Annotated in this window: 25 protein-coding genes and 1 tRNA gene; 13 read left to right on the top strand and 13 right to left on the bottom strand. The window is 63.7% G+C overall.

Annotated elements, in window-relative coordinates; genetic code table 11:
• Positions 1-8: 8 nt before the first annotated feature.
• The 5 genes from FJ943_RS17725 to FJ943_RS17705 form a co-directional block, all read right to left on the bottom strand.
• Entirely contained in the window at positions 9-1,010 is a 1,002-nt protein-coding gene (locus FJ943_RS17725) for an Ldh family oxidoreductase (protein ID WP_140723357.1), read from the bottom strand.
• 107 nt (positions 1,011-1,117) lie between these two features.
• Entirely contained in the window at positions 1,118-1,927 is an 810-nt protein-coding gene (locus FJ943_RS17720; RefSeq protein ID WP_140723354.1) for an ABC transporter permease, read from the bottom strand.
• A complete protein-coding gene (locus FJ943_RS17715; protein WP_041163582.1) occupies positions 1,927-2,592 on the bottom strand; it encodes an ABC transporter permease in 666 nt (221 codons plus the stop codon). Before FJ943_RS17715 ends, FJ943_RS17720 begins: the two co-directional genes overlap by 1 nt.
• 204 nt (positions 2,593-2,796) lie before the next feature.
• Positions 2,797-3,594, bottom strand: coding sequence for a transporter substrate-binding domain-containing protein (locus FJ943_RS17710; protein ID WP_015314266.1), 798 nt, complete (start codon positions 3,592-3,594; stop codon positions 2,797-2,799).
• Positions 3,595-3,649: 55 nt separating this feature from the next.
• A complete protein-coding gene (locus FJ943_RS17705) occupies positions 3,650-4,465 on the bottom strand; it encodes an ABC transporter ATP-binding protein (protein WP_015314265.1) in 816 nt (271 codons plus the stop codon).
• Positions 4,466-4,678: 213 nt separating this feature from the next.
• On the opposite strand from FJ943_RS17705, the gene FJ943_RS17700 reads away from it, so the two are divergent.
• The 4 genes from FJ943_RS17700 to FJ943_RS17685 all read left to right on the top strand — a co-directional run bounded on the left by FJ943_RS17700 (position 4,679) and on the right by FJ943_RS17685 (position 8,793).
• A complete protein-coding gene (locus tag FJ943_RS17700) occupies positions 4,679-5,551 on the top strand; it encodes a dimethylarginine dimethylaminohydrolase family protein (protein WP_140614989.1) in 873 nt (290 codons plus the stop codon).
• Positions 5,521-6,192 carry a TetR family transcriptional regulator C-terminal domain-containing protein gene (locus FJ943_RS17695; RefSeq protein WP_140723351.1) on the top strand — a complete coding sequence of 224 codons (672 nt, stop codon included), beginning with the start codon at positions 5,521-5,523 and terminating at the stop codon, positions 6,190-6,192. Before FJ943_RS17700 ends, FJ943_RS17695 begins: the two co-directional genes overlap by 31 nt.
• Positions 6,193-6,272: 80 nt before the next feature.
• A complete protein-coding gene (locus FJ943_RS17690; RefSeq protein ID WP_140723348.1) occupies positions 6,273-7,853 on the top strand; it encodes a 5-guanidino-2-oxopentanoate decarboxylase in 1,581 nt (526 codons plus the stop codon).
• 232 nt (positions 7,854-8,085) lie between these two features.
• Complete coding sequence (locus FJ943_RS17685; protein ID WP_140614983.1) at positions 8,086-8,793, top strand: SDR family NAD(P)-dependent oxidoreductase; 708 nt, start codon at positions 8,086-8,088, stop codon at positions 8,791-8,793.
• Here the strand turns inward: FJ943_RS17685 and FJ943_RS17680 are convergent.
• The 4 genes from FJ943_RS17680 to aroA form a co-directional block, all read right to left on the bottom strand.
• Positions 8,778-10,646, bottom strand: coding sequence for a hypothetical protein (locus FJ943_RS17680; RefSeq protein ID WP_140723345.1), 1,869 nt, complete (start codon positions 10,644-10,646; stop codon positions 8,778-8,780). The genes FJ943_RS17685 and FJ943_RS17680 overlap by 16 nt on opposite strands.
• A 131-nt stretch (positions 10,647-10,777) precedes the next feature.
• Positions 10,778-12,475 carry a 30S ribosomal protein S1 gene (gene rpsA, locus FJ943_RS17675; protein ID WP_015314259.1) on the bottom strand — a complete coding sequence of 566 codons (1,698 nt, stop codon included), beginning with the start codon at positions 12,473-12,475 and terminating at the stop codon, positions 10,778-10,780.
• A gap of 206 nt (positions 12,476-12,681) precedes the next feature.
• Positions 12,682-13,332 carry a (d)CMP kinase gene (gene cmk, locus FJ943_RS17670; RefSeq protein WP_140614979.1) on the bottom strand — a complete coding sequence of 217 codons (651 nt, stop codon included), beginning with the start codon at positions 13,330-13,332 and terminating at the stop codon, positions 12,682-12,684.
• A gap of 146 nt (positions 13,333-13,478) precedes the next feature.
• Positions 13,479-14,840: a 3-phosphoshikimate 1-carboxyvinyltransferase gene (gene aroA, locus FJ943_RS17665; RefSeq protein WP_140723342.1), complete on the bottom strand. Its 1,362-nt coding sequence runs from the start codon at positions 14,838-14,840 to the stop codon at positions 13,479-13,481.
• Between the two features lie 206 nt (positions 14,841-15,046).
• On the opposite strand from aroA, the gene FJ943_RS17660 reads away from it, so the two are divergent.
• The gene (locus tag FJ943_RS17660) at positions 15,047-15,436 is read left to right on the top strand and encodes a TIGR02300 family protein (RefSeq protein WP_015314256.1); all 390 of its coding nucleotides are present in this window, start codon (positions 15,047-15,049) and stop codon (positions 15,434-15,436) included.
• A 173-nt stretch (positions 15,437-15,609) separates the two neighbouring features.
• Positions 15,610-15,685 (top strand) — tRNA-Ala (locus tag FJ943_RS17655).
• A gap of 86 nt (positions 15,686-15,771) precedes the next feature.
• On the opposite strand, the gene FJ943_RS17650 is transcribed toward FJ943_RS17655, so the two are convergent.
• The 4 genes from FJ943_RS17650 to FJ943_RS17635 all read right to left on the bottom strand — a co-directional run bounded on the left by FJ943_RS17650 (position 15,772) and on the right by FJ943_RS17635 (position 17,903).
• Positions 15,772-15,999 carry a hypothetical protein gene (locus tag FJ943_RS17650; protein ID WP_140723339.1) on the bottom strand — a complete coding sequence of 76 codons (228 nt, stop codon included), beginning with the start codon at positions 15,997-15,999 and terminating at the stop codon, positions 15,772-15,774.
• 8 nt (positions 16,000-16,007) lie between these two features.
• A complete protein-coding gene (locus FJ943_RS17645) occupies positions 16,008-16,253 on the bottom strand; it encodes a hypothetical protein (protein ID WP_140723336.1) in 246 nt (81 codons plus the stop codon).
• Between the two features lie 83 nt (positions 16,254-16,336).
• Positions 16,337-17,038, bottom strand: coding sequence for a Crp/Fnr family transcriptional regulator (locus tag FJ943_RS17640; RefSeq protein WP_140723333.1), 702 nt, complete (start codon positions 17,036-17,038; stop codon positions 16,337-16,339).
• 190 nt (positions 17,039-17,228) lie between these two features.
• The gene (locus tag FJ943_RS17635; RefSeq protein WP_140723330.1) at positions 17,229-17,903 is read right to left on the bottom strand and encodes a GntR family transcriptional regulator; all 675 of its coding nucleotides are present in this window, start codon (positions 17,901-17,903) and stop codon (positions 17,229-17,231) included.
• 392 nt (positions 17,904-18,295) lie between these two features.
• On the opposite strand from FJ943_RS17635, the gene ssuD reads away from it, so the two are divergent.
• The 7 genes from ssuD to FJ943_RS17600 all read left to right on the top strand — a co-directional run bounded on the left by ssuD (position 18,296) and on the right by FJ943_RS17600 (position 26,593).
• Positions 18,296-19,468, top strand: a complete 1,173-nt coding sequence (gene ssuD, locus FJ943_RS17630) for an FMNH2-dependent alkanesulfonate monooxygenase (RefSeq protein WP_140723327.1) — start codon at positions 18,296-18,298, stop codon at positions 19,466-19,468.
• Positions 19,465-20,922 (top strand): FAD/NAD(P)-binding protein, encoded by a 1,458-nt coding sequence (locus tag FJ943_RS17625; protein ID WP_140723324.1) that lies wholly within the window; start codon positions 19,465-19,467, stop codon positions 20,920-20,922. Before ssuD ends, FJ943_RS17625 begins: the two co-directional genes overlap by 4 nt.
• Before the next feature lie 160 nt (positions 20,923-21,082).
• Positions 21,083-22,186, top strand: a complete 1,104-nt coding sequence (gene sfnG, locus FJ943_RS17620; protein ID WP_140723322.1) for a dimethylsulfone monooxygenase SfnG — start codon at positions 21,083-21,085, stop codon at positions 22,184-22,186.
• Between the two features lie 124 nt (positions 22,187-22,310).
• Complete coding sequence (locus FJ943_RS17615; protein WP_015314249.1) at positions 22,311-23,237, top strand: ABC transporter ATP-binding protein; 927 nt, start codon at positions 22,311-22,313, stop codon at positions 23,235-23,237.
• Positions 23,234-24,133, top strand: coding sequence for a branched-chain amino acid ABC transporter permease (locus FJ943_RS17610; protein ID WP_015314248.1), 900 nt, complete (start codon positions 23,234-23,236; stop codon positions 24,131-24,133). The genes FJ943_RS17615 and FJ943_RS17610 overlap by 4 nt, the downstream gene beginning before the upstream one ends.
• Positions 24,134-24,136: 3 nt before the next feature.
• The gene (locus tag FJ943_RS17605) at positions 24,137-25,177 is read left to right on the top strand and encodes a branched-chain amino acid ABC transporter permease (protein WP_140723319.1); all 1,041 of its coding nucleotides are present in this window, start codon (positions 24,137-24,139) and stop codon (positions 25,175-25,177) included.
• A 78-nt stretch (positions 25,178-25,255) separates the two neighbouring features.
• Positions 25,256-26,593, top strand: a complete 1,338-nt coding sequence (locus tag FJ943_RS17600; RefSeq protein WP_140723318.1) for an ABC transporter substrate-binding protein — start codon at positions 25,256-25,258, stop codon at positions 26,591-26,593.
• Positions 26,594-26,619 lie beyond the last annotated feature (26 nt).

Here is a 26,619-nt window from a genome sequence, read left to right as displayed (position 1 = left end):
GAAGAAAATCAGGCGGAGTAGCGTTCGGCGAATTCGGAGATACGCTGGATCACTGCCTTGGGCGCGGTGATGCCGCGCGCCTGCGCCTTTTCGGCCGCTTCGGCGCGGGCGCGGCCTGGCACGTGAACGCCGAAGCGCCGCCGCAGCCGGTCAAGCTGGTCTTTCATGCGCTGCTCGAAGCCCGGGTCGAGCAGCTTGGGCTCGACGGCAAGCACGAACAGGCCCGTCCCGGGGCTGTCCGGGCCGCCGCTGAACCATGGCGCGTCGAGTGACCAGTTGGCGCCCGACAGGCCGGCCGCCAGCACTTCGACCATCAGCGCGATGTTGGCGCCGCGCTGGCCGCCGAAGGCGAGCATGGCGCCCTTCATGGCCGCCGCCGGATCGGTGGTCGGGTTGCCGCTGGCGTCCAGCGCCCAGCCTTCGGGGATCTTCTTGCCGTCCTCGGCGGCCTTGCGGATGTTGACGAAGGCGGTGGCGCTCGACGACTGGTCGATGACCAGCGGCGCCCCGTCGGCGGCGGGGGCGGCGAAAGACATCGGGTTGGTGCAATAGACCGGCTTGACCGAGCCTGAGCCGGCCAGGACGGCCGGACCATTGGTGGCGGCGAAGGACACCAGGCCCTGCGCGGCCAGCCGGCCGGTGAAGTAGCCGAGCGCCCCGCAGGTGTAGGCGTTCTTCTGCGAGAAGATGGCGACGCCGAACAGTCTTGCCGCCTTGGCGAGGTCGTCGATGGTGCGGTCAAAGCCGGTATGCGCCAGCCCGCCTCGCGCGTCCGAGAGGTAGACGGCCAGCGCCGGCCGGGTGATCACCGGATCGGCATTGCCGTCGATGCGTCCGGCCTCGAGCGCTTCGAGATAGTCGATGAAATGTGTGAGCCCGACGGCTGCAAGTCCCTCTGCCTCGGCCGCGATGATCGAGGCGGTGAGCGATTGCGCTGCTTCCTCGTTGGCGCCGGCGCCAAGTGCCGCCATCCGGCACAGCCCTTTTGCCTGGTCGAGACTGAGTTGCATGGCGATTGCCCTTAGTGAGTAGTGAGTAGGGGTTGGTGAGTGGTGAGTTGTGGAGTGCGCGGCAGCCACTTCCTACTTACCAATCCCTACCCACCACTCACTTGAACCTAGCCGATCTTGACCGGGATTCGTGCCTCGATCCGGCTGAAGGCGAAGACCAGAATGCCGGTGATCGCCATATAGATCAACGCCAGGAGCAGCAAGGGCTCATAGGTGAGATAGGTGTCCTGCCGCACCTTGGACGAGACGGCGAAGATGTCGATCACGCTGATGGTTGCCACCAGCGGCGTCGATTTCAGCTGCAGCACGGTCTCGCCGGTCAGCGTCGGCAGCGCCCGGTAGAAGGCTTGCGGCAGCCAGATGCGGCGGAAGATCTTCCAGCGGCTCATGCCGAAGGCGCGAGCGGCTTCCAGCTGCCCCTTGGGCACGCCGGCAAAGGCGCCGCGCATCACTTCGCCCTCGTAGCCGGCGAAGGACAAGGTCAGCGCCAGCACGCCGTACGGCCAGGCCTGCCTGAGATAGGGCCACATCCAGGATTCGCGGATCCATGGATATTGCGGGAAAAGCGAGCCCAGCCCGTAATAGAGCAGCCATAGCTGCAGAAGCAGCGGCGTGCCGCGGATGATGGTGCAGAAGACTTTCGCGGGTGCCGCGACCCAGATCGAGCCGGCCGCCTGCGCCAGCCCCACGGGCACGGCGATCATGAAGCCGAGCGTACAGGTGACGGCCAGGATCCACAGGGCACGCCAGATCCCCATCAGGCCCATTTCCCAATATTGCGGCAGCCAGTCCCAGCGCATGAAGAGGGCGGCTGACGCCACCAGCCCCAGCGCGACCAGGATCAGCACGATGCGATGCGGCTGCAGCCAGAGCGATGCGCGCGCCGCCGTGTCGATGATGACCGTTTCGCTGGTCATCAACGTGCCTCCTTGATCGAAGGCATGCCGCGCCGCGCCCATTTCTCGGCGCGGCCAAGCAGGAGGTTCGAAACCAGCGTCACGCAGAGATAGAGCACGCCGGCGGCGAGGAAGAAAACCAGATAGGCCTTGGTGACGCCCGCCGCCTGTCGTGTCGCCAGTGTCAGTTCGAAGAAGCCGACGACGGCCAGCAGCGCGGTGTCCTTGGTGGCGATCAACCACAGATTGGCGAGGCCCGGAATGGCGAAAGGCAGCATCGCCGGCAGCGTGATGCGCCGCAACAGAAGGCCGGGAGACATGCCGAAGGCGCGGGCGGCTTCGATCTGGCCCTGCGGGATGGCTAGGATCGCGCCGCGGATGACTTCCGTCGAATAGGCGCCCTGGACGAAGCCGAGCACGGCGATGCCGGCCACCAGCCCGCTGATGTCGACACGCTGGTAACCCATCGCCGTCAGCACCTGGTTTATCAGGTCGGTGCCGGCATAGTAGAGCAGCAGGATCAGCACCAGTTCCGGCACGGCGCGCACCACGGTGGTGTAGACCGCGAACAGGTCGCGCACCACGGGTCCGCCGTAAAGCTTGCCATAGGCACCGCAGGTTCCAATCAGCAGGCCGACGATGGTCGCACCGACGGCGATCTCTAGCGAATGCAGGAGCCCGAGCAAGAGCGTCCCGCCCCAGCCGACGGGAGCCGGCGAGAGCAGTTCGACGATGCCGGCCGCGGAGGCCGGAAGAAAGGATTCGATCAGCTTCGCCCCCGGATTGCTGGCTCTGTCCGCCGGCACCAGCAGCCGGCGGCAAGCATGCGTGGACAGGCCGGCTGGAGGACGAGGGCGTCAGCGCCCTGTCCTCCAGCCGATGCGAGGGTCTCAGTTCGACTGCGTGGCGCCGCCGTAAATGTCGAAATCGAAATATTTCTTCGAGATCTCGTCATATTTGCCGTTGGCGCGGATCGCCTTGATGCCGGCGTTGATCTTCTCTTTCAGGGCGGTGTCTTCTTTGCGCACGCCGGCGCCGACGCCCGGTCCGAGCACCTCGTCGTCAGGGGCCACCATGCCCTTGAGATCGCAGCAGGCCTTGCCCTGGTCGGTCTTGAGGAACTCCTTGAGCGCGATGGAATCGGCCTGCACCGCGTCGAGGCGGCCCGCGGCAAGGTCGTTGTTGGCTTCGTCCTGCGTCTGATATTCCTTGATCTCGGATGCGGTGGGTCCGAAATGCTTCTTGGCATAGACGGCATGCACCGTCGACACCTGGACGCCGAGGACCTTGCCCTTGAGATCGTCGGGCGTGGCGCCGAACTTCTGGTCCTTGGGGCCGATGATCGCGGTCGGGGTGTTATAGTACTTGTCGGAGAAGTCGATGGTCTTCTTGCGTTCGTCGGTGATCGACATCGACGAGACGATGAGGTCGATCTTCTTGGTGGTCAGTGCCGGGATGATGCCGTCCCAGGCGACGGGGGTGATGACGCAGTCGAGCTTCTCTTCGGCGCACACGGCGTCGATGAAGTCGATCTCCCAGCCGACCCATTTGCCCGAAGCATCGGGCGAGGTGAAGGGCGCGTAGGGTTCGGCGGCGACGCCGATCTTGACCGGATCGGCCTTGGCCACGCCCATGGCGGCGACGCCGAGCAGCAGCGCCGTGGCGAATGTCTTCAGAACAGTCTTCATTTCAGAACTCCCAGTTTGTTGTTGGTTCCCGGTTTTCTTCCGTCCCGGCCTGTCCCTAGCCGATGTTGCGGATGAACTGCTTTAGCCTTTCGGACTTGGGCGCGCCGAAGATCTGCTCCGGCGGGCCTTCCTCCTCGACCAACCCGTTGTAGAGGTAGACGACGTGGGTCGCGACCTCGCGGGCGAATTTCATTTCGTGGGTGACCAGCACCATGGTGCGGCCTTCACGGGCCAGATCGCCAATCACCTTCAGCACTTCGCCGACCAGTTCGGGATCGAGCGCCGAGGTCGGTTCGTCGAACAGCATGACGCGCGGATTGATGGCCAAGGCGCGAGCGATCGCGGCGCGCTGCTGCTGGCCGCCGGAGAGATAGGCCGGATAGACATCGCGCTTCTCGGCCAGACCGACGCGCACCAGCAGCTTTTCGGCCTGGGCGACAGCCTGGTCGCGCTTGACGCCCAGCACATGAACGGGAACCTCGATGACGTTTTCGATCAGCGTCATATGGCTCCACAGGTTGAAGTTCTGGAACACCATGCCGAGCTTGGAGCGGATGCGTTCGATCTGCCTGCGGTCGGCCGGAATGGTATGGCCATGGCTGTCCGCCTTGAGCTTGATCTCCTCGCCATTGACCCGGATGATGCCGCTGGTCGGGTTTTCCAGGCAGTTGATGCAGCGCAGCAGCGTCGATTTGCCTGAGCCCGAGCCGCCGATGATGGCGATGACCTCGCCGTCGCGCGCCGACAGCGATACGCCCTTCAGCACATGCAGTTGACCGAATTTCTTGTGCAGGTTCTCGACATGGATGGCTTCTGCGGCGCCGTCCTGCGCCTCGCCGGATGGGACTTTGGCAGCTGCCACAGCGCTCACCAAATGACCTCCATATCGCCGCCGGCGGTTCGTCGAACGTCTATCCGGCTAATCAACATACGCTGTACTGCCTCGCTCCAGACCTCAAGCATGGACCCAACAGAGCGAGCCCGTCAATCCCGCTCATTACGGCACTTGCGGCCTTGTTGTGCAAGTGTATAAATAACCTCTCATGAAATTTTCTCGGTTTTTTTCAGCTTAAAAAGGGCATCGATGAGCGCTTTCGGATCTCAGTCCATGGCGGCGCCGCTACGGCGCGTGCTGATGCGGTCGGCCGCCAACGCCATGCGCGACGCCGACCGGGCTGCCTGGCACTATGGTCCGGGATTCAACCCGGCGAAAGCGGCCTCTCAGCACGCAGTCCTTGCTGAACTGGTGGCGGCGTCCGGCGCCGAGATCGAATGGATCGAGGACAAGGCCGACGGACTCTCGGATTCGGTGTTCACGCACGACCCTTCGCTGATGACCGACCGCGGTGCGCTGATCCTGTCCATGGGCAAGCCGCTGCGCGCCAGGGAGCCTTCGCTGCATGAAGAAACCTACAGAAGGCTGGGCATTCCGATCCTTGGTCGCGTCGAGGCTCCTGGCCAGGTCGAAGGTGGCGACTGTGTATGGGTTGATGCCCGCACGCTGGCGATCGGGCGCGGTGTCCGTTCCAACCAGGAAGGCATCCAGCAGGTTTCCAACTTGCTGTCGCCGCTGGGGATTTCCGTCTACGGCTTTGATCTGCCGCTGTGGCAGGGCGAAGAGGCGTGCCTGCACCTGATGTCGGTTATCAGCCCGCTGGCCGACGACCTGGCGCTGGTCTATTCACCGCTTTTACCGGCCCCTTTCTATCAGACGCTGAAGGCACGCGGCATCCGGCTGGTCGAAGGCGACGCCGAGGAGTTCGCGGCTTCCAACGGCCTCAGCCTCAACGTACTGCCGACCAGCCCGCTCAAGGTCATTGCGGTTGCGGGCTTTCCCAGGACCAAGGCCGCCATGGAAGCCGCCGGATGCACGGTTGAAATCTTCGAGGCGGACGCGCTCTGCATCGCCTGCGAAGGCGGGCCGACATGCCTGACGCGACCGATCCTGCGCCAATGAATGGGCGCCGTAAGTTCCGTCGCGAGGGCGAGGAGCGGCGGCGGCAGGATCTGATCGAGGCGACTCTGGACAGCGTGGCGGAATATGGCCTTCAAGGCGCCAGCCTGCGCACCATCGCATTACGTGCCGGCGTCACCGCCGGGCTGATCCGGCATTATTTCCCGGGCAAGGAAGAATTGCTGCAGGAAGCCTATACGGCGCTGGTCGACCGCATGACCGAGCAGGCGAAGGCGGCATTGGTCATGGATGATGCCTCGCCGCGCCAGCGTCTTGCGGCTTTCATCACCGCCAATCTCAATGCGCCGATCATCGACGCGCGGGTGTTTTCGCTCTGGGCAACCTTCATCGGCCGCGCCAGTGCGGATCCCGCCCTGGCCCGTGCCCACCGCCAAGGCTACCTTGGCTTTCGCAACGAGGTGGAAGCAGTTGTGGCCGACGTGCTCGCCGCCGAACAGCACAAGCCGGACGCAACCCAGTTGCGCCACCATGCCATCGCGATCAATGCGATCATCGACGGGCTCTGGATCGAAGGCTGCCTGGCCGGCGAGATGTTCTCGCCCGGCGAATTGGCGGCGATTGGCATCAAGGCTGTCGAGTCCGAACTCGGCCTCGCGCCGCTGGAGCAATTCCTGGAAAAATGAGAAGCGCTTTTCCCGGGAAAAGCGCGCAGCGCTTCCCCCTTGGGAATTGCGTAGAAACAAAGAGATAGGGGAGAAAACCAATGACCACTGTGGGCGAAGCGCTCATTTCGCTGCTCGAGGCGCATGGCGTCGACACCGTGTTCGGCATTCCCGGCGTCCACACGGTCGAACTCTATCGCGGTCTTGCGCGCTCGAAGATTCGCCACATCACGCCGCGCCACGAACAGGGCGCCGGCTTTATGGCCGACGGCTATGCGCGCGCCGGCGGCAGGCCGGGCGTCGCCTTCGTCATCACCGGGCCGGGGCTGACCAACACCATCACCGCCATGGGCCAGGCGCGCGCCGATTCGGTGCCGATGCTGGTGATCTCCGGCGTCAACGCCACCGACACGCTCGGCAAGGGGCTCGGCTTCCTGCATGAATTGCCCGATCAGCGCGGCATGATGGAGAAGGTAGCGCTGTTGTCGCTACGCGTGACCGGGGCCAGCGAATTGCCCGGTGCGCTGGCGCGGGCTTTCGCCCTGTTTTCCTCGTCTCGGCCCGGCCCTGTGCATATAGAGATCCCGACCGATATCATGGTCAAGCCGGCGGACGGATTGTCGGCAGCCTTGAGCAATGCCGGGCCGCCGGCGCCAGAGCGTGCCGCCATTGCCAGGGCTGCCGAACTCATCGCCACCGCACGCCGCCCGCTCATCCTTGCAGGCGGCGGCGCCAAGAAAGCCGATGCGGCGCTGCGGCGCCTTGCCGAAAGGCTGGGCGCGCCGGTTGTCGAGACCACCAACGCGCGCGGTCTCATGCATGGCCATCCGCTTTGCGTGCCGGCAAGCCCAAGCCTCAAGGCGGTTCGCGCGCTCATGGCCGGGGCCGATCTGGTGATCGCCGCCGGTACCGAATTCGGCCCGACCGACTATGACGGCTATGGCGACGGCGGCTTCGTACTGCCTTCGAACCTGATCCGTATCGACATCGGCGCCGACCAGCTTGCGCGGCATCCGGTGACGGTCGCCATCCAGGCCGATTGCGCCGAGGCGATCGAGGCGCTGCTTTCGGCGATCGATCCCGCCCACAGCGCTGGCGAAGATGGCCATGGCCGCGCCGCGGCGGCGCGAAAGGCCGCTTTTGCCGAGTTGAGTCCGGCCTATGCGGCGCAGGTGCGTGCCGTGGAAATGATCCGCGACGCTTTGCCCGGTGCCATCATCGTTGGCGACTCGACCCAGCCGATTTACGCCGCCAACCTCTATTACGACCACGACCGGCCCGGCGGCTGGTTCAATGCCGCGACCGGCTTTGGCGCGCTTGGCTACGGTCCGCCGGCGGCGATCGGTGCGGCACTTGCCGTGCCCGATGCGCCGGTTGTCTGCCTGACCGGCGACGGGGGCTTCCAGTTCACCTTGCCGGAGATAGCGGTGGCGCTCGATTCTGGAGCGCCCGTCATCTTCGTGGTCTGGAACAACAGAGGCTATCGCGAGATCGAGACCTCGATGCTCGATGTCGGCGTGGAACCTGTCGGCGTGTCGCCGGCGCCGCCGGATTTCTGCAAGCTTGCCGAAGCCTATGGCATTGGTGCCGAAAGGCTGGCCGACATCGACGCCTTGCCACAGGCGCTCAGGCAGGCCCGGGCAACGGGGCTGCCGCGCGTCATCGAAGTCACGGTCGTCTGAAACATCCGGGCCGTCCTTGCCGACAGGAAGCGGACCATTTGCCGGCTTGGTTTTTGCAAGACCTGATCCGCTTCCGGGCGGCTTCGTTATTCGGCGATGCCCTGACGCATGCAAAGACGTGACGGCTGCCATGTCGAGATATCGGTTGAGTGATCGACTGAAAGGGGCGACGCTTCGCGTCGGCGCGGCAAACCAACGACAAAAGTCATAAAAATGACAGGAGCGGTCCAGGATGACGGAAACACTTGAAGGCAGGCACATCGTTGTGACCGGCGGAACCGGCGCGCTCGGTGGGGCGGTGGTCGGCAGACTGCTGGAACAGGGCGCGATCTGCCACGTGCCGAACGCGCATGCCGCGGCACCTCAGCACTTCCCCTTCACCACGCACGACAATGTCAAACTGGCGCACAATGTCGATCTCTCGGACCCCGCCAAGGTCGAGGCGTTCTACAGCCAGGTCCCTGCCTTGTGGGGATCGATCCATCTGGCCGGCGGCTTTGCCATGGCGCCGGTGGAGAAGATCGAATCGGCGTCCTTTGCCGAGATGATGGACACCAACGCCCGCACCGCCTTCCTGTGCAGCCGCGCCGCCATCCGCTCGATGCTGGCGTCGGATACTGCCGGTCGCATCGTCAATGTCACGGCACGCGCCGGGCTCGACCCGCGCCGCGGCGCCGGCATGGTCGCCTATACGGCCAGCAAGGCGGCGGTCGCTGCCATGACGGTGGCGATGGCGGAAGAATTGAAGGCCCAGGGCATCCTGGTCAACGCGGTGGCCCCATCGACGCTCGACACGCCGGCGAACCGCGCCGACATGCCGGATGCCGATTTCACCAAATGGGTCAGCCTCGAAGCAGCAGCCGAGGCAATCGCCTATCTCGCCTCGCCGGCCAACCAGGCAATGAGCGGAACGCTGGTGCCGCTCTACGGCAGGGCCTGAGCGGAGAGCGTCGAAGCCGGGCAGCCGGCGTCGGATCCATCGGCGTTGCGGTAGCTGTAGATACGCAGCGGCGATGAAGCGTCCGTGGGACACTCCCTCAACCAAGCCGGCGGCTTGCCTTCCATCAGGGCCGCCGCGAACGGGTAGGCGGCTTCGAGACCCGGCGACGGCGCGCCTCGCCAGGCACAGATCGCGACATGTGTCGCCTTCGACGCGTCGAGAATCGCACGCGGGTCGGCGGTCATGGGGTCGAGAAAGCGGTAGCTCCGTTCGATGCCCTTGGCCGAAGGGTGGTTTGGGATCGTCACCACCTTGGGGCCGTCGGCCAGCGCGACGAAATGCGATCCGATGAGCGGTGGCGAAAAGACGATGGCGCCCGACGGCCAATCCCGTTGCGCTCCGAAATGATCGAGGTCACAACTGTCGGCGAATTCAGCGGCGGGTATCGCCGCTTGGGAGGGTCTGACCGCCAGATGGTACAGCGCCATGGCCGCGGACAAAACCAGACCGGGCAGGATCAATGCGTATTTGCGCGATGGCGCCGGCACCGGAGATTTCAAGTAGCGCCGCAGCCCCGAACCTTGCGGCAGCAGGCTCTCCAGCACGAAGATCAGGCCGATGCCGGAGAAAATCGGGAGATAGCGGAAGTAGCGGAGATAGTCGATCGCCAGCACCAATCCGAGCAGCGAAAACAGAGCCAGTATGACCAGAGGCCGGCTGCGGCCATGCGACCCGGTGCAGATGACGACCGGCGCGAGCGCGCCGACGAACAGCAGCAACATGCTGGGAAAGCCTGACGACAGAACGAAATCGGGGCGCCGAAACAGGCTCAATTCCTGAAGAATTCTGTTGAGCATGTTGTCGCGGACATAGGCGTCCATCGACGCGTAAGGGCCGTCCAGGCATTGCGGAAACAGTTTCACCAGCGCCACCAGGCTGATGGCGGCGAACACCAGCAGAAGCGAGGCCCGAATTGCCCAGCCGCCACGCGTGCCGACAAGCCGAGGTACGACGGCGAATGAGAGCCCGGCGGCGGTCAGCGCCAGCACATGCGGCGCGGAATAGGTATCGCATTTGACCGCGGCATAGGCCGAGGGCGCGACGGTAGCGGCGAACAGGCCGATCGCGCCGATCGCCAGGGCCACTCCAAAGCCGGTGATCCCTGTCGCACTCTCGTCGCGGCCGGCGATCCAGTCGAAGGCGTAGACGGCCATCACCAGGGCGAAGAACGGTGCGAACTCGGCGCTGATCGCGATTGCCAGGGCTGTCAGCAAGCCGTTGACGAAGGGCGAAAGGCGATTCCGCGACAGCAACAGGACCAGGGCGGCAAGCAGAAGCAATATCTGCAGATTGTGATAGTCGATCCGCCCCGGCGCGTATTCGAAGAAGGTGCGCGCGGCGAAGATCAAGGCCAACGGCAATGCAATGGCCGGATAGGCAAAGCCCATCGCGACAATCAGCCGGTTGTAGAAGTAGAGCGCGGGTACAAACAGGAGCAGCGGCACGACAAAGCTTGCTGCCATCAGCGCCGGCTCGAAGCCGGCGAACGGCGCGAGCAGCCACGCAAAAGCGGCATAGGGCAGGTCCACGATCCATGGCCAGTGCGAGATGTAGGGCTCGGGCTGGGCAATGCCGGGCATTGTCCGGTCGAAGATATTCCCGGTCTCGAGCAAGGTGCGGATCTCGTGTATTTTGAGAAGGTCGTCCGCATCGGCATTGAGCCGGAAGCCCAGGGACCAGAGGACGATCATCACCGTCACCATGCCGCAGAAGCAGAAAAGGGCCGGTGCGCTCATATAAAGACGCGGCAGCCACGAAGATTGCGCTGCGGCCCTGTCGTCGTCATTGCTCATGGAAGGCTTCCCCGGGACGACTGCCAAATACGCGAGGAAGTTTATCTTGCCGTAAAGAAAGACCCCGCCGGATCGCTCCGGCGGGGTCTTTGTTCAAGCCGCACGAAAATCGTGCGGCAAGCGGTGAATCCTTAGTTGCCCTGCTTCTTCAGCGCGGCACCCAGGATGTCGCCCAGCGAAGCGCCGGAGTCGGTCGAGCCGTACTGTGCGACGGCTTCCTTCTCTTCGGCGATTTCCAGCGCCTTGATCGAGACCTGCAGCTTGCGGGTCTTCTTGTCGAAGGCGATGACGCGGGCGTCGACCTTCTGGCCGACGGTGAAGCGCTCGGGGCGCTGCTCGTCGCGATCGCGGCTGAGGTCGGAGCGCTTGATGAAGGTCTCGATGCCGCTGTCGACCAGCCGCACTTCCAGACCGCCATCCTTGACGCCGATGACTTCGCAGGTAACGACGGCGTTCTTGCGCAGTTCGCCTGACGTCGCGGCTTCGCCGACCGTGTCCTTGGCCAGCTGCTTGATGCCGAGTGAGATGCGCTCCTTGTCGATGTCGACGTCGAGCACCTGCGCCTTGACCATGTCGCCGCGATTGTACTCTTCGATGACCTGCTCGCCCGGACGGGTCCAGTCGAGGTCGGACAGGTGCACCATGCCGTCCACGTCGCCTTCGAGGCCGATGAACAGGCCGAACTCGGTCTTGTTCTTGACCTCGCCCTCGACCTGGCTGCCGACCGGGTGGCTCGAGGCGAAAGCCTGCCACGGATTCTCGAGCGTCTGCTTGAGGCCGAGCGAGATGCGGCGCTTGGCCGGATCGACTTCGAGCACCACCACGTCGACTTCCTGCGTCGTCGACAGGATCTTGCCGGGATGCACGTTCTTCTTGGTCCACGACATTTCCGAAACGTGGATAAGGCCCTCGATGCCCGGCTCCAGCTCGACGAACGCGCCGTAGTCGGTGATGTTGGTGACGGTGCCCTTGATCTTCTTGCCGATCGGGAACTTGGTGCCGATCTCGGACCACGGATCGCTCTCGAGCTGCTTCATGCCGAGCGAGATGCGGTGGGTTTCCTGGTTGATGCGGATGATCTGCACCTTGACCGTCTGACCGATGTTGAGGATTTCGGTCGGATGGTTGACGCGGCGCCATGCCATGTCGGTGACATGCAGCAGGCCGTCGATGCCGCCGAGGTCGACGAACGCACCGTAATCGGTGATGTTCTTGACGACGCCTTCGACAACCTGGCCTTCCTCGAGGTTCTGCACGATTTCCGAACGCTGTTCGGCGCGGCTCTCCTCAAGCACGGTACGGCGCGACACGACGATGTTGCCGCGGCGGCGATCCATCTTGAGGATCTCGAAGGGCTGTGGGTTGTGCATCAGCGGGGAGACGTCGCGGATCGGGCGAATATCGACCTGGCTGCGCGGCAGGAAGGCCACGGCGCCGTCGAGGTCGACGGTGAAGCCGCCCTTGACCTGGTTGAAGATGACGCCTTCGACGCGCTCACCCTTGGTGAACTTCTCTTCGAGCTTGACCCAGCTCTCCTCGCGGCGTGCCTTGTCGCGCGATAGCACGGCCTCGCCCAGCGCATTTTCGATGCGCTCGACCATGACTTCGACGGTGTCGCCGACCTTGAGCGTCGAGTCCTTGCCCTTTACGCCGAATTCCTTCAGCGGCACACGGCCTTCGACCTTGAGGCCGACATCGATGATGGCCATGTCTTTTTCGATCGCCAGAATCGTGCCCTTGACGACTTGGCCTTCGCCGGAATGACCGGTGGTAAATGATTCTTCGAGCAGGCTCGCGAAATCATCGCGAGTGGGATTTGCAGCAGACATTGTTTCTCCTGGAGTACCCCGCATTTTTCGCGGGGCGGGCGCCGTGGGTTAGCGTTGCGTTGGCCTGCCGGCGTTCCGGGCTGCAAAAGCCCTGGGCCGCTTTTCAAGCGGCAATTCCGGCGCATGAAGAATGCAGGCAGGCTGGTTCGTGCCCGATATGGGTATTTTCTTCGCCTCCGGCAACCGGAAGCAGCATGAAACCCGGATCAGGCCTTGTTTCTCTTGGCCAGCACGTCGTCGATGACGGACATGGCCGCGAGAAACGCGGCTTCTATAGCCATTTCGCTGGTATCAAGCAAGTGCGCGTCGGCCGCCGGCTTCAGCGGCGAGTCCGCCCGGCCCATGTCGCGCTCGTCGCGACGCTGGATATCGGCAAGGATTTCGGCGAAATCGGCGGTGCCGCCGATGCTTTCGATCTCAGCCAGCCGGCGCTTGGCGCGCACCTCGGCACTTGCCGTCACATAGAGTTTTATGTCGGCGTCGGGGCACACGACCGTGCCGATGTCGCGCCCGTCCAGCACCGCGCCCGGCGGCGTCCTTGCGAAGTCGCGCTGCTTTTCGACCAGGATGCGCCGCACCGTAGGGAAAACCGCGACCTTCGAGGCGGCCTCGCCAACCGCATGCGCCGACAGCACCGCGCGGTCGAGCTTTGCCAGATCGACCTGGCGGGCGGCGGTTTCTGCCGCCGAGACATTGTCGAGCGGTAGGCCCAGCCGCAGCAGCGCATGGGCGACGGCGCGATAGGTCAGGCCGGTGTCGAGCAGGTTGAGGCGGTAGTGATCGGCGAGACGGCGGGCGAGCGTGCCTTTGCCCGCGCCGGCCGGTCCGTCGATGGCGATGGTGAAGGGGTGGGTCATTGGCGGGCAGACGCCTTACGCATGGAAATAGGCCCCCGCGACTTCGTCATCCTGGGATCTGCGCCGCGTCGCTGCGCTCCTTGCTTCGCCCCAGAATGACGAAGCACGGGATGTCGCCAGCCAATCCCCAAGGTTTGCGATTGCCACTATCGCTCGATCTCCGCGCCCAGCCCCTTCATCAAGTCCATGAACTCCGGAAAGCTCGTCGCGATCATGGCCGCGTCGTCAATGGTTACAGGCTTTTCAGTCGCCAGGCCCATCACCAGAAAGCTCATGGCGATGCGGTGGTCGAGATGGGTCTGCACCGTCGTATCCCGGTCGTTGGGGTGGCCGCCCAATCCCCTGCCGCCTGGTTTGCCGCGCACGGCAAGCGAAGCTTCGCCCTCGGTGCAGTCGACGCCGTTGAGCTTCAGCCCGTTGGCGACCGCCGACAGCCGGTCGGATTCCTTCACCCGAAGTTCCTCCAGCCCCTGCATCAGCGTCTCGCCCTCGGCGAAGCTGGCGGCAACGGCCAGCACCGGGTATTCGTCGATCATCGACGGCGCCCGCTCGGGCGGCACGGCGACGCCTTTCAGCTCGGAGTAACGAACGCGCAGGTCCGCGACATCCTCGCCGCCGGCATTGCGCGGGTTCAAGATGTCGATCTGGCCGCCCATTTCCTGCAGCGTGAGAAGCAACCCGGTGCGGGTCGGGTTCATCAGCACGTTTTCGATGACAATGTCGGAACCCGGCACGATCAGCGCCGCCACCAGCGGGAAGCCGGCCGAGGACGGGTCACCCGGCACGGCGATGGTCTGGCCGGTCAGCTTGCCCTGGCCTTCGATGAAGATGTGGCGCACGCCGCGTTCGTCGGTCTCGACCGACAGGTTGGCGCCAAAGCCCTTGAGCATCTTTTCCGTGTGGTCGCGCGTCATGACAGGTTCGATGACGGTGGTGATGCCGGGCGTGTTCAACCCGGCCAGCAGCACCGCCGACTTCACCTGCGCCGAGGCCATCGGCACGCGGTAGGTGATCGGGGCCGCGTGCTTCGGCCCATGCAACGTGATCGGCATGCGGTCGCCGGGCGTGGCTTTGAGCACCTGCACGCCCATCTGGCGCAGCGGTTCGAGCACGCGACCCATCGGCCGGCCCGACAGCGAAGCATCGCCGATAAAAGTCGTCTCCATGTCGTAGGTGCCGACAAGGCCCATGGTCAGCCGCGAGCCGGTGCCGGCATTGCCGAAATCGAGCGGACCTTCCGGCTGCAGCAGCGCGCCGTTGCCGGTGCCGCGGATCACCCACTCGGCGCCGCGTTTCTCGATATTGGCGCCCATCGCCTTCATGGCCGCGCCCGTGCGCATCACATCCTCGCCCTCGAGCAGGCCGGTGATGCGGGTTTCGCCGGAGGCGAGCCCGCCGAACATGAACGAGCGGTGCGAGATCGACTTGTCGCCCGGCACGCGGGCCGTGCCGGAAAGGGCTGGTGACTTGCGGGCAGTGGCCGGCTTGGCAGCGGCGGCGTGAGACATGGAATTTCCCTGGACGGATTGCCGGCGTGCCGACGCTTTTCATTTGTTGCGGCGGTCTCGTATCACGGCGGGACGAAATGGTCATCCCCATGCTCGTCACTTGGCGCGAGGCCTTTCAGTGCTTGGTTTTGTGACGCCGGCTTTTCGCTTTGACAGCGCTGCAAACTGTGGTTAAGGGGACCACTCTTTTATCGACGAGGCTTGCCGTGGCAAAAACCGAACTTGGCACAAAACGCATCGACCCGGAAACGGGCCGGAAATTCTACGACCTGAACAAGGACCCGATCGTCTCGCCCTATACGGGCAAGACCTATCCGCGCTCCTATTTCGAGGAAGGCAAGATCGCCGCCGTCGAGGAGGAAGAGGAAGTGGCCGAGAAGGAAGTGGACGCCGAGGAGGAAGAGGGCGTCGAGGTCGTCTCGCTCGAAGAGGCGGAAGACGACGCCAAGAGCGACGATCTTCCCGATCTCGGTGACGACGAGGATGACGTCGACCTCGGCGACGACGAGGATGACACCTTCCTTGCCGACGAAGAGGAAGAAGACGACGACGTTTCCGACATGATCGGCGTCGGCGACGACGACGACGAAGTCTGACAAAGGCTTCGAACGTAAGCGTTTGCCGGCTTTCACGCCCTGTGAAGAAAAAGCCGCCGATGAAGGCTTGATATCTGGGAATGGCGGGGTTAGAAGCCGCCTGCACTAACGGCGCGGTCTTCCAACCCGCGCCGATCTCTCGCCGGAAACGGCGCCGGCTGACTGCCGGGAGTGGGGCCATAGCTCAGTTGGGAGAGCGCTTGAATGGCATTCAAGAGGTCGTCGGTTCGATCCCGATTGGCTCCACCAGTCGCCTTCCAGGGCTTTCAAGGAAACGCTTCGTTTCGCGGGACATCTCCGACCTGTTCAACCGTTGCGACGCCTGATTTGCGCGATCACGGAGCGTCAGCGCCGAACTCGACGGCAAATCCCGCGTCGATCGCGCTTCGCGCAATGAGATCGCCAAGTTCCCAATCCGTGAGTTCGCAAAGCGGGAACATTCTCCTCACCTCGTGGCTCACCTCGGATATCGAAATGCACGGCCTGTCGACGGTGTCGATCAGGCAGCGGACAATCGCTTGGCGAACGTCCGACAGGGTAGGTGTCTGCGCGAGCGCAGGCATCTCCGCCCCTACGAATGGAGCTGCGGCGCTACGCCATCGGCTAGGTTTGTGTCGAAGGCCACGGGTACGCCGTGAACGAGGGATGCGGTCGCCAGCAACTCCTCCAACTCGCGGTCGGTAGCCCTGCATGCGGGCATGAGTGTTCGGATGGCGCGTATTGCCTGCGCAACGGAGAGAAAGCGTGCCTTGCCCCTGGAAAGAACATAGGCTTCGGCGGCTCTTTCAACCGTGATGGAGTGAAAAGAGTTGGTCATCGAGAATTCCTCCCTGAACCCTGACCAACATGGTTTACGGCAGGACTTCGGTGGTCTTCAAGCCTATGTCCGGTTCCAGACAATCAGCCAGCCCCTGCGCTGAAGTGCTGTTGCTCCTCCTCGCCATAGGCACCATCCGTGAGTTTTATCATTCCGGTACGGTCGACGATCGTGATCTCGCCGCGCTTGGCATGAACCAGCCCCCGATATTCGAGCATTTGGAGGGCGGTGGTAACGCCCGGGCGCCTGGAGCCAAGCATGGTCGCCAGAAATTCATGCGTCAGGTAGATGATATCTCCTTCAGCGCGATCGTTGACCATCAGCAACCAGCGGGCGAGCCGTTCCTCGATTTTCGAATGGCCATTGACCAGCGCCGTTCGCGACGACTGGACCAGGAATGCGTGGGCGTAGCGAAGCAGCGACGGGCGAAGGGTCTGGCTCTCGGCAATCGCAATGCGCAGACGTTCAACCGGCAGACACCAGCCGTTGCTGGCGACTTGAATATAGGTTTCATTGGGAGATCGGTCCTGGCCGAGAACGACCGCTACCCCGGTCATGCCGTCGCGGCCGATGATGCCGACTTCGCTTTGCCGCCCTCCGGTCATGGCGGCGACCACCGACGCGATACCGGTTTCGGGAAAATAGACATGCTCGATCGGCTGATGCGCGATCTCCAGCCGGGCTTTGATGGCCAGTTCGACGTGATGCATCGACGGCCGTAAAAGCCCGAAATCCTCAGGCGTGAGGGTTTTCAGAACATGGTTGCGAAAGGTGGATTGAGGCATGGCTCTTCTCCCTATCGGGCAAGAGCATGTACCCTCTTACTGTCGGCTGCATCCGGACAAACGGCGGCCGATGGCTGATCTTACGCTTCATGCGCGGGCTTGGCAAACGACTGCGCCTGCGTGGAAGGCCAAGAGCATCGACCGTCAGGCGTCCCCGGGAGCAGCAGCGCTGCCAGACGCCGAGAAGGCTTCAGCCGAGAAGGTCCGCGGCGACTTCGAGCGTGTTGCGGAACGACGTCTCGAGGTGGTGTTCCATCGCTTGTGCGGCGCCCTCGGCATCGTGCCGCCTCAGGGCCTTGAGAATGGCCTCGTGCTGCTCGATCGTCTGTTCGCCATAGCCGGGCTTTGGAATGGCGAGATAGCGGCCGCGGTCCATCTGCGCCTTGGAGATGTCGACCGCTCGCCAGATCATCGGCAGGCCGCAGATTTCGGCGACGGTGCGATGAAAGACATCGTCGAGTTGGATCGCGGTGGCATATCGGCCGCGCGCGATGGCGAGCTTGTGCGCCGCCATATTGTCCTCCAGCAATTCGGCGGATGCCGGCGTGAGCTTGACGGCCGCGCGCCTGGCGCTCTCCATCTCCAGCGCCCGTCGGATGACGTAGGCCTCCTCGAGGTCGGCGCGGCTGATCGGCGCGACATAGGTGCCGGTCTGCGCCAGGATATGGACCAGGCCTTCGTCGCTGATGCGCTTTACCGCTTCCCGCACCGGAGTGCGCGAAACGCCGAGCGCTTCGGCGATGGCCACCTCGTTGATCACTTCCCCTGGCTTCATCTGTCCGACGACGATCAGGTTGCGGATCTTCTGATAGATCTGATCGCGCAACGGCAAAGCCCGATTGAGGGTGGAAGGGTCAAGGTCCATGGCAAATCCGTAGCGTTCGTTCACCAGAAATGATCGGAGTATATTGGAACGTAAATTGGAATGCACCAATGCGGAGGCGTCCCTGTCGACAATGGAGGGGGTGGCCAAGTCACTCGACGCCTGGAAGGAGGCCGCCAACCCTTCCAAGGCGGCGCAAGGACAACGTCAACGCGGTCGAGCCGGCCCTCTCCGCTCGCAGGCGGCGGGCATGAGGAAGAATTTCCAATTGCGTGCACGGATTTAGAATAAGCTAACTCTACAGAATTTGTAGAATAAGCAATCTGCATGAGCGATCTGTTTCCTGCACAGGACCACGCCATGCCAGCATTTTTGCGTCTACTCTCAACCGTGCCGGAGCCGGGCCGCTACCGCCGAACCACAGGAGGCAAGGCATGACCCAAGATGTCCCCGACCGCATCAAGGTTCTCTGGTTCCTGCCGACGCATGGCGACAGCCGTTATCTCGGCACGACCGAGGGCGGCAGGGCCGTCGATCTGCCCTATCTGTCGCAAGTGGCGAAAGCGGCCGACACGCTTGGCTATTACGGCGTGCTGTTGCCGACCGGCCGGGCCTGCGAGGATTCCTGGGTGATTGCCTCGGCGCTGGCGCCACTGACAGAGCGGCTGCGTTTCCTCGTCGCCGTACGGCCCGGCTTGCAGTCGCCGACGCTTGCCGCGCGCATGACAGCCACGCTCGACCGCATCTCCAACGGCCGCCTGTTGATCAATGTCGTCACCGGCGGCGATCCGCTGGAAAACAAGGGCGATGGGATCTTTCTCTCGCATGCCGAGCGCTATGAGGTGACGCAGGAATTCCTCCAGATATACAAGCGGGTGCTGAGCGGCGAGACGGTCGAGCACCAGGGCAAGCATTTCCGCATCGAGGACGGAAGGTTGCTGTTCCCGCCGGTGCAGGCGCCCTATCCGCCGCTCTATTTCGGTGGCTCATCGGATGCCGGATCGGCAGTCGCGGCGCAGGAAATCGACAAATATCTGACCTGGGGCGAACCCCCGGCCGACGTCGGACGCAAGCTCGATGCCGTGCGCGGACTGGCCGACAAGGCCGGCCGCAAACTCTCCTTCGGCATTCGTCTGCATGTCATCGCCCGTGAAACCACTGAACGGGCCTGGGCCGCCGCCGACAGCCTGATCAGTCGGCTCGACGACGCGACGATCGCTTCGGCGCAGAAAGTGTTCGGCCGCATGGATTCGGTCGGCCAAGCGCGCATGAGCGCGCTGCATGGCGGCAACCGTGACAAGCTCGAGATCGCGCCCAATCTATGGGCCGGCGTCGGCCTGGTGCGCGGCGGTGCGGGAACGGCACTGGTCGGCGACCCGGATACGATCGCCGAGCGCATCGACGAATACCGTCGCCTCGGCATCGACACCTTCATTCTGTCCGGCTACCCGCATCTGGAGGAAGCCTATCGCTTCGGCGAACTGGTACTGCCGAAACTGCCGACCGATCATCCGGTCAAGTCGGCCGGGTCGTCGGTCAATACCGGGCCGTTCGGCGAGACCATTGCCGGTGACCATCGGCCGAAGTCGCTCGCCAGCGCCTCGTGAACGCGCTGCCTCCGGTCCGCCGATCGCGCGTCGCCATAATCGGCGGTGGTTTTTCCGGCGCGGCGGTCGCTTGGCATCTTGCGCGGGCGCATGGGCCGGAGCGCCTGTCGATCTCGGTGATCGAACCGCGTTCCGCGCTCGGCGGCGGTCTTGCCTATTCCAGCGAAGAGCCGTCGCACCGCGTCAACGTCCCGGCCGTCCGGATGAGCATGGTTCCCGAAGACCAGCAGCATTTTGCGCGCTGGCTGGAGGGCAGTGGCGAAATCGAGCGGGACCCGGATGCGCTGTGGAAGAACGGCGACGTATTTCCGCGCCGGCGGGTGTTCGGTCGCTATGTCGCCGAGCAGCTCGCACCTTGGCTCGACTCGGGCGCTATCCGTCATGTCGAAGCTCAGGCCACCCGGGTAATTCGAGCCAACGGCGCGGGCTGGACCGTACAGACCTTAGCCGGACCTGTCGCGGCCGACATTGTCGTGCTCGCCGCGACTCATCCTCTGCCGGCCATCCCGGCAGCACTTGCCCTGTTGGCTGAAGCACCTGGCTTCATCGCCGATCCCTACGCGCCGTCGGCACTCGCCGGGATCGGGCCGGAGGCGTCGGTCCTGATCGTCGGCTCCGGACTGACCTCGGCCGACATGGTGGCCGAGCTTGACCGCCGGGGTCATCGCGGCCGCATCCTGGCGCTGTCGCGCCGCGGACTGCGTTCGCGCGGCCACCCGGATATCAGACATGAGCCCTTCGGCGACTTTGCGTCGGTGCCGGCCACATCCGCACTTGGCCTGCTGAAGAACATTCGCGCCACGCTGGCCGCGGCGCGAGCCGCCAACCTCAACTGGCAGTCGGTTTTTGACCAATTGCGCATGCAAGGGCCGGTGCTGTGGTCCGCCCTCGCTCCGCAAGAGCGGGCAAGGCTGGTCCGCCAGCTGCGCGTGTTCTGGGACGTGCATCGCTTCAGGATCGCACCGCAGGTGGCTTCCGTCCTCGACCGCCGCCAGACCGCCGGCACATTCGACACCATTGCCGCCCGGCTTGTCGCGTCGAACGACGAGGGCGACAGCCTCGCGGTCAGCTTCCAACGGCGCGGACAGACGCGAATCGAGACGGCAAGCTTCGATGCCGTCATCAACACGACAGGGCCGGCCCATGGGCAGGCGCTCCAGTCAAATCCGGCGCTGCGTTCCCTGACTGAGGCCAGTCTGATCAGGGCGGACGCATACGGGCTCGGTATCGAGACCGGCCTCGATAGTCGCGCCGTCGGTGGCGATGACAAGGCGGTTGCCGGGCTTTTCGTCGCCGGTCCGCTGGCGCGAGGCACCTTTGGCGAACTCATGGGCCTGCCGGAGGTCGCTCGGCATGCCCAAAGGGTCTCGGCCGAGATCGCGGGGCTGCTCGACACATCTTCTTCAGGCGGAGCGGTTGGCCCCAATGCCGGGGGCGTTGCGGTCGCGGGCTGACAACCGCAAGCCGGCATGGCTGGGCAAAATTGGTATTTCCGTCCTGCAAGTGCGCCAAAAACGGAAAATCCTCCTTTGTATATAAATCCCATAAACATAATAAATATAGCGACATCCGGCTGCGGCTGGACCGATCAACAGCCTGACTGGGAGACAATTCATGGCACATGCAGGAACCGAAGCGGTCAAATTCGCCTACTGGGTGCCCAATGTTTCGGGCGGCCTGGTGATCTCCGACATCGAGCAGCGCACCAGCCATTCAGCCGAGTACAACCGCAAGCTGGCACAGATTGCCGAAAAGGCCGGTTTCGACTACGCGCTGAGCCAGATCCGTTTCACCGCCGGCTACGGCGCCGACGAGCAGCATGAATCGGTGGCATTCAGCCATGACCTGCTGGCCGCCACCACGACGCTGAAGGTGATCGCCGCGATCCTGCCCGGCCCTTGGAATCCCGCGCTGGCGGCCAAGCAGATTGCCACCATCAGCTACCTGACCAACGGCCGTGTCGCCATCAATCTCGTCTCCGGCTGGTTCCGTGGCGAGTTCCACGCCATCGGTGAGCATTGGCTTGACCATGATGAGCGCTACCGTCGCTCCGAGGAATTCATCCGTGCGCTGCGCGGCATATGGACTGAAGACAGCTTCACCTTCCGAGGCGACTTCTACCGCTTCAACGAATACTCGCTGAAACCGAAGCCGCCGCGGCCGCTGCCCGAGATCTTCCAGGGCGGCTCGTCGCGCGCGGCACGCGACATGGCATCACGCGTCTCCGACTGGTATTTCACCAACGGCAACACGCCGGCCGAAATCGCCAAACAGGTCGATGATCTCAAGACCAAGGCAAAGGCCAGCAATCATTCCGTCAAGGTCGGCGTCAACGCCTTCGCCATTGTGCGCGAGACCGAGCACGAGGCCAAGGCGGTGCTTGCCGAGATCACCGCCAAGGCCAATCCGGAAGCCGTCAACGCCTTCGGCCACGAGGTCAAGAACGCCGGCAAGGCCTCGCCGGAAGGCGAGGGCAATTGGGCGAAGTCCTCCTTCGACGACCTCGTCCAGTACAATGACGGTTTTCGCTCCAACCTGATCGGCACACCGAGACAGGTTGCCGAGCGCATCGTCGGTTTGAAGAGCGCCGGCGCCGATCTCATCCTGCTCGGCTTCCTGCATTTCCAGGAAGAGGTCGAGTATTTCGGCAAGCATGTCATCCCGCTCGTTCGCGAGCTGGAGGATGCCGGGCAGGCGGCTTCGCTGGCAGCGGAATAGTCATCTCTCCAAGGCTGGCCGGGTAATCCGGCCAGCACCCGAATGAAGGTTTTCAAGCGCGCTCGATCTTTTCGGGCGGCATCGAGAATTCGTGCGCCTGCGGGCGAAATCGAGGACGATTGGAATGCCGTTGCCCAGCTATGCCATAGGCGTGATGGAAGCCTCGGTCTATGCGCCGGAAGTTTTCGCGCGCGGCCTGCCCTCGGCGCTGCAGCCGTCCGAAGGTCATACCGCACCGGTAACAGGCACTGCGGTGGCCACATCTCCGATGCTTTCACTCCAGGCCATCGGCCTGTCGTTCGGCGGCGTCGTCGCGCTGGCCGACATCGATCTGTCTGTTCGATCAGGTGAAATCCGCGCCATTATCGGCCCGAACGGCGCCGGCAAGAGCTCGCTGATCAATGTCATCAGCGGTGTCTACCGGCCGGATCGCGGCCAGGTCCAGCTTGCCGGAATCGACTATGCGCAGGTGCCGACGCAGCGGCTGGCGCATCTCGGCGTCGCCCGGACTTTCCAGAACCTTGCTTTGTTCAAGGGACTGAGCGTCCTCGACAATGTCGCCACCGGCCTTGCCTACAAGGTCCGTTCCAACTTCGCCGGCCAGGTGCTCGGCATCGGACGATCGCGCGGCGAGCGACGTGAGACACGCAGCCGCGCCGATCAGATTCTCGAATTTCTCGACCTCACCGCCGTGCGCGATCGTCTTGCCGGCACGCTGCCCTACGGGCTGCGGAAGCGGGTCGAACTCGCCCGGGCGCTGGTCGCGGAGCCGCGCCTGCTGCTGCTCGACGAACCGATGGCCGGCATGACATCAGGTGAGAAAAGCGAAATGGCTGCTTTCGTGCGCGCAGCGCGTGACCGCTTTGCCACCACCGTCGTCCTGATCGAACACGATGTCGGCGTCGTCATGGGCCTGTCCGACCGGGTCGCCGTTCTCGACCATGGCCGCAAGATCGCCGACGGCACACCCGACGAGGTCCGCAACGACCAGCGCGTCATCGATGCCTATCTGGGCGTCGCCTCAGACAATGAGGACGGGGCGGGCATATGATCGCCGACTTCGACTATCAGTTCTTCATCGAGGTGCTCGTCGGCGGGCTGCTCTCCGGCGTCATGTATTCGCTGGTCGCGATCGGCTTCGTGCTGATCTACAAGACCTCGGGCGTGCTCAACTTCGCCCAAGGCGCGATGCTGCTGTTCGCCGCCCTTACCTTCGTCAGCCTTGTCGAACGCGGTGTTCCGTTTGCACTGGCGTTGGTGGCAACGTTCGCCATCATGGTGGCGATCGGCATCGCCATCGAGCGCACGGTGCTGAGGCCGCTAACCAACAAGCCACCGATCACCCTGTTCATGGCGACGCTTGGCCTGTCCTACATCATCGAGGGCGCCGCCCAACTGATCTGGGGCACGCAGGTCCATGGTCTTGACCTCGGCATCGAGGATGTGCCGCTGGAAGTCGGCGGCGTGCTGATCAGTCAGTTCGATATTTTTGCGGCGGTGGTCGCGGCCGGCATGGTTCTCCTGCTGTCGCTGTTCTTCCGCTACACCCGCATCGGCCTCGCCTTCCGCGCCGTCGCGGACGACCAGTTCGCCGCACTCGCGGTTGGCCTGCGTCTGCCACTGATCTGGGCCACCGTCTGGGCGGCGGCCGGCCTGGTCGCGCTGGTCGCCGGGCTGCTCTGGGGCGCCCGCCTAGGGGTGCAGTTCTCGCTGTCGCTGGTGGTGCTCAAGGCGCTGCCGGTGCTGGTGCTTGGCGGCTTCGATTCCATTCTTGGCGCCATTGTCGGCGGGCTCCTGATCGGCGCCAGCGAGAAGCTCGCCGAGGTCTATATCGGCGATTATTTCGGCGGCGGCATCGAGAGCTGGTTCGCCTATGTCGTCGCGCTTGTCTTCCTCCTGATCCGTCCTTCCGGCCTGTTCGGCCAGAAGCTCGTCGAAAGGGTCTGAGCCATGGCCGCGACTACAAGCGACTTTTCCGCCGTGACTGTGCTGCCGAAATGGGTGGCCCCCGTACTCCTGCTCGCCTTCGCCTATGGCGTCGTGCCGCTGATCGGCTCGAGCTACCTGTTCGAGGCCATCCTGCTGCCGTTCCTGGCACTCAGCCTCGCCGGTGTCGGCCTCAACATCCTGACCGGCTATGCCGGCCAGGTTTCGCTGGGCAGCGCCGCTTTCATGGCGGCAGGCGTCTTTGCCGCCTATAATTTCAACCTGCGCGTCGAAGGCCTGCCACTGATCGGCAGCATTTTCCTCGCCGGCATCGTGGCCGCCGCGATCGGCATCGTCTTCGGCTTGCCGAGCCTGCGGCTGAAAGGGTTTTACCTGGCGGTTTCGACGCTTGCCGCGCAGTTCTTCGTGCAATGGGCGCTGACCAAGTTCAGCTGGTTTTCCAACAACTCTGCATCCGGCGTCATCGACGCGCCGAGGCTGTCGATTTCAGGCTTCACACTCGATGGCCCCGTCGGCCGCTATTTCTTTGCGCTGACCATCGTCGTCATCCTGACTTTCTTCGCCTGTCGGCTGGTATCGTCGCAGACGGGACGAAACTTCATCGCCATCCGCGACAACGAGACCGCCGCCCGCATCATCGGCATCCCGGTCTTGAAGACCAAGCTTCTGGCCTTTGCCATCTCGTCCTTCGTCATCGGCGTCGCCGGTGTCATCTGGGCGTTCGCTTATCTCAGGACCGTAGAGCCGGATGGCTTCGATCTCGACCGCTCGTTCCAGATAATGTTCATCATCATCATCGGCGGCCTCGCCTCGATCCGCGGCGCATTCTTCGGCGCCGCCCTGATCGTGGTCTTTCCGCTCGCACTGTCGCGCCTCGGCGGCTTCCTGCTTGGCGATGTCTTCGATTCGGGCGTGCTCGACATGAGCCAGCGCATCGTGCTCGGCGTCCTCATCATCCTGTTTCTGATCCTCGAACCCGACGGGCTGGTGGCCCTGTGGGACAGGATCCGAAGACGGCTCCTGTTCGCTTGGCAATCGACCTGAGCCCTCGCAGTCCAGAATCCTATTCGAAGATGAACCAGAGGCCGGACCAAAGACGGCCCATACCGGGAGTACCTAGCCATGACCTTCCTCAGCACCATCAAGGCGGCGGCTTTGTCCGCGGCGATGATCGTGTCGGTGGCCTTGCCATCAGCTCATGCCGACGAACAATATTTCCCGCTGCAGAGCTATCGCGTCGGACCCTACGCGGCCGGCGGCACCGGCTTCTTCGGCGGCTTCATCGATTATCTCAACCTCATCAACATCCGCGACGGCGGCGTCAACGGCGTCAAGCTGACCTGGGACGAGTGCGAGACCCAGTATGAGGTCGAGCGCGGCGTCGAATGCTACGAGCGGCAGAAGAGCCATGCGGGTGCCGCTGCCTGGAACCCGCTCTCAGTGGGCATCGCCTATGCGATGATCGACCGTATCACCGCCGACAAGGTGCCGCTGATCACGGTCAACCATGGCCGCACCGACTCGACCGACGGGCGCGTCTTCCCTTACGTCTTCCCGCTGCTGCTCAACCCCTACAGCGAGACGTCAGGCATCGTGAACTATATCGCCGCCAAGGAAGGCGGCACCGACAAGCTCAAGGGCAAGAAGATCGTCGTGCTCTATCACGGCTCGCCCTACGGCAAGGAGACCATCCCGATATATGATTTGCTGGCGCAGAAATATGGCTTCACCGTGCAGCAGATCGAGGTGCCGCATCCCGGCAACGAACAGCAGTCGCAATGGCTGACCATCCGCCGCGCCAAGCCTGATTTCGTCGTCCTGCGCGGCTGGGGCGTGATGAACCCGGTGGCGCTGAAGACGGCGGTCAAGGTCGGCTATCCCGTCGACCACATCGTCGGCAATGTCTGGTCGAATTCGGAAGAGGACGTCATCCCCGCCGGCGATGCCGCCAAGGGCTACACCGCCATCACCACCCAGGCCTCGGGCAACACCTATTCGGTGGTGCAGGAGATCGTGAAGACCGTCTACGGCGCCGGCAAGGGCAATCTCGAAGACAAGTCGCGCATCGGCTCTGTCTACCACAATCTCGGCATCGTCAACGGCATCCTGAATGTCGAGGCGATCCGCGTCGCGCAGGAGAAGTTCGGCCATCGCACGCTGACCGGCGACGAAGTCCGCTGGGGCTTCGAACACCTCAAGCTCGACCCGGCCAAGGTCGAGACGCTCGGCGCCAAGGACCTGTTCCACTCGATCAATGTCAGCTGGGACAACCACGAGGGCGAGGGCTACGTGACCTTCCAGCAGTGGGACGGCAAGAAGTGGAACGTCGTTTCCGACTGGATCGCGCCGGATTGGGCGCTGCTGCGGCCGATCATCGAGAAGTCGGCCGAGGCCTATGCCGCCGAGAAGGGCATCAAGCTGCGCACCGCCGACGATGCCAACGCCGTGACCACCAACTGATCTCCGGGCCGGGTGCCGTGGACACC

It is taken from the genome of Mesorhizobium sp. B2-3-10 (assembly GCF_006442275.1).
GTDB classification, from domain to species: domain Bacteria; phylum Pseudomonadota; class Alphaproteobacteria; order Rhizobiales; family Rhizobiaceae; genus Mesorhizobium; species Mesorhizobium australicum.
Note: the sequence above shows the minus strand (reverse complement) of the source record. Positions and strands in the feature narration are given on the sequence as shown.

What these genes read in the sequence shown, in the direction of transcription:
- FJ943_RS17720 (WP_140723354.1), bottom strand. Translation starts at nt 1,927, where the DNA reads ATGACCAGCGAAACGGTCATCATCGACACGGCGGCGCGCGCATCGCTC.
- FJ943_RS17690 (WP_140723348.1), top strand. Translation starts at nt 6,273, where the DNA reads ATGACCACTGTGGGCGAAGCGCTCATTTCGCTGCTCGAGGCGCATGGC.
- FJ943_RS17600 (WP_140723318.1), top strand. Translation starts at nt 25,256, where the DNA reads ATGACCTTCCTCAGCACCATCAAGGCGGCGGCTTTGTCCGCGGCGATG.
- FJ943_RS17685 (WP_140614983.1), top strand. Translation starts at nt 8,086, where the DNA reads ATGACGGAAACACTTGAAGGCAGGCACATCGTTGTGACCGGCGGAACC.
- rpsA (WP_015314259.1), bottom strand. Translation starts at nt 12,475, where the DNA reads ATGTCTGCTGCAAATCCCACTCGCGATGATTTCGCGAGCCTGCTCGAA.
- FJ943_RS17725 (WP_140723357.1), bottom strand. Translation starts at nt 1,010, where the DNA reads ATGCAACTCAGTCTCGACCAGGCAAAAGGGCTGTGCCGGATGGCGGCA.
- FJ943_RS17710 (WP_015314266.1), bottom strand. Translation starts at nt 3,594, where the DNA reads ATGAAGACTGTTCTGAAGACATTCGCCACGGCGCTGCTGCTCGGCGTC.
- FJ943_RS17635 (WP_140723330.1), bottom strand. Translation starts at nt 17,903, where the DNA reads ATGGACCTTGACCCTTCCACCCTCAATCGGGCTTTGCCGTTGCGCGAT.
- FJ943_RS17615 (WP_015314249.1), top strand. Translation starts at nt 22,311, where the DNA reads ATGCCGTTGCCCAGCTATGCCATAGGCGTGATGGAAGCCTCGGTCTAT.
- cmk (WP_140614979.1), bottom strand. Translation starts at nt 13,332, where the DNA reads ATGACCCACCCCTTCACCATCGCCATCGACGGACCGGCCGGCGCGGGC.
- FJ943_RS17645 (WP_140723336.1), bottom strand. Translation starts at nt 16,253, where the DNA reads ATGACCAACTCTTTTCACTCCATCACGGTTGAAAGAGCCGCCGAAGCC.
- FJ943_RS17640 (WP_140723333.1), bottom strand. Translation starts at nt 17,038, where the DNA reads ATGCCTCAATCCACCTTTCGCAACCATGTTCTGAAAACCCTCACGCCT.
- sfnG (WP_140723322.1), top strand. Translation starts at nt 21,083, where the DNA reads ATGGCACATGCAGGAACCGAAGCGGTCAAATTCGCCTACTGGGTGCCC.
- FJ943_RS17700 (WP_140614989.1), top strand. Translation starts at nt 4,679, where the DNA reads ATGAGCGCTTTCGGATCTCAGTCCATGGCGGCGCCGCTACGGCGCGTG.
- FJ943_RS17605 (WP_140723319.1), top strand. Translation starts at nt 24,137, where the DNA reads ATGGCCGCGACTACAAGCGACTTTTCCGCCGTGACTGTGCTGCCGAAA.
- FJ943_RS17610 (WP_015314248.1), top strand. Translation starts at nt 23,234, where the DNA reads ATGATCGCCGACTTCGACTATCAGTTCTTCATCGAGGTGCTCGTCGGC.
- FJ943_RS17695 (WP_140723351.1), top strand. Translation starts at nt 5,521, where the DNA reads ATGCCTGACGCGACCGATCCTGCGCCAATGAATGGGCGCCGTAAGTTC.
- FJ943_RS17650 (WP_140723339.1), bottom strand. Translation starts at nt 15,999, where the DNA reads ATGCCTGCGCTCGCGCAGACACCTACCCTGTCGGACGTTCGCCAAGCG.
- aroA (WP_140723342.1), bottom strand. Translation starts at nt 14,840, where the DNA reads ATGTCTCACGCCGCCGCTGCCAAGCCGGCCACTGCCCGCAAGTCACCA.
- ssuD (WP_140723327.1), top strand. Translation starts at nt 18,296, where the DNA reads ATGACCCAAGATGTCCCCGACCGCATCAAGGTTCTCTGGTTCCTGCCG.
- FJ943_RS17680 (WP_140723345.1), bottom strand. Translation starts at nt 10,646, where the DNA reads ATGAGCAATGACGACGACAGGGCCGCAGCGCAATCTTCGTGGCTGCCG.